Genomic DNA, 1,387 nt, shown 5'->3' on the forward strand with positions numbered 1-1,387 from the left:
ATGTATGATTTTATAAGATAAAAAAAAACCGTTCCAAAATCAATTGGAACGGTTTGGTATATTTAAGGTTTATATTATAAAGTAGGTTGTAATACTTTATCAATGATGTGCGCTACACCATTTGTCCCTTGAATGTTTATTGTTTTAATAGTTGCATTAACTGTTGTGATATCAGCAATTTTAACCGTTCCAGCTGCAATAGCAATAGTTTGTTGTGGACCAGTTAATTGTGTGTTAATTATTTGAGCAGTTGAAGCAAATGATGTTGTTGAACTAGCTCTAAGATTATTATTTACTAAATGGTATCTTAAAACTTTTGTAATATTTGCGTCCGATTGTCCTGTTAAAAACGAAGCACTTGTAAATGCAGCATTAGTTGGTGCAAAAACCGTACGTGATAATGCTGAAGTAGCTCCAGTTGCAGTTGTAGTCACATCAGTTAATATAGCTGCTTGTGGCGCTGATGTTAATACACCTACTAAACTTGACAAATCTGGATTGGCAATAATTAAGTTGTGTACTTTTGGAATACTTAACACATGACTAATTACATGTATTACCCCATTACTTGCATTAATATCCGCCTGTAAAACAGTTGCGCCCCCATTAGCATTTCCTCCATTTAGCACCACACCATTTGTTTTGTTAGTGTGTAAACTGATAGTAACTGAAGTTGATGTTCCATAAGGAGAAAAAGAAGAAATATAACCATTTGATGGAAAATCAGTAGAAAGTGTTCCAACTGATAATACGTGGTATTGTAATGTTCTTCTTAATGCAGCAATGTCAGCAGCTGCTGTAGTAGCCGCAATTGTACCTTCCGTTATTCCTGCCGCAATAAAAGCACTGTTTTTAGGAGCAAATACTGTGTATGATCCTGGATTTCTAAACGTATTTAGTAAATCTGTTTTTACTAAGGCAGCTTTTAAGATACTGAAATTTCCAGCATCAGCGTCAAGTATCTCTACTATTGTAGGATATTTTTCAATTAAATTTTCTTTATCACTTTCACAAGAAAATGATAATAAAGCTACAGTTACTACTGCAAATACTTTTGATATTTTATTAATTAGTTTCATGTTTAAATTGTTTTATTTATTACTATTATTTTCCGAATGTATATCTTAATGTGAATTGTGCTTGCCAAACATCAAAAACGGATGAATTGTTAGACAAGGTATCTTTTGTTAAATATCTTTTTCCATTCTCATCTGTTTGTTGTGACATTTGAAAACCTGGAATAAAATTATTTGCAGCACTTGGTGCTTGACTTACCGATAATATTTGTGTATTTGTTACTCTTTTTGAAACACCCCAATTATGATTTAATAAGTTTGTGAAGTTTAAGATATCTGCTCTAAATTGAAAAGATTGTTTTTTACCTTTA

The 1,387-nt window shown here is 31.9% G+C and carries 2 protein-coding genes; both read right to left on the reverse strand.

Features of this window, described 5'->3' with window-relative positions:
* Positions 1–74: 74 nt before the first annotated feature.
* Positions 75–1,079 carry a fasciclin domain-containing protein gene (locus tag ABWP60_RS09560; RefSeq protein WP_353151801.1) on the reverse strand — a complete coding sequence of 335 codons (1,005 nt, stop codon included), beginning with the start codon at positions 1,077–1,079 and terminating at the stop codon, positions 75–77.
* Positions 1,080–1,104: 25 nt separating this feature from the next.
* Positions 1,105–1,387, reverse strand: a 283-nt coding sequence (locus ABWP60_RS09565) for a hypothetical protein (RefSeq protein ID WP_353151803.1), incomplete at its 5' end; no start/stop codon positions are given.

Origin of the sequence: Flavobacterium sp. (genome assembly GCF_040402895.1) — a bacterium.
Taxonomy (GTDB): domain Bacteria; phylum Bacteroidota; class Bacteroidia; order Flavobacteriales; family Flavobacteriaceae; genus Flavobacterium.

Excerpts from the sequence above, each read along its gene's own strand:
- ABWP60_RS09560 (WP_353151801.1), bottom strand. The coding sequence starts at position 1,079 with ATGAAACTAATTAATAAAATATCAAAAGTATTTGCAGTAGTAACTGTA.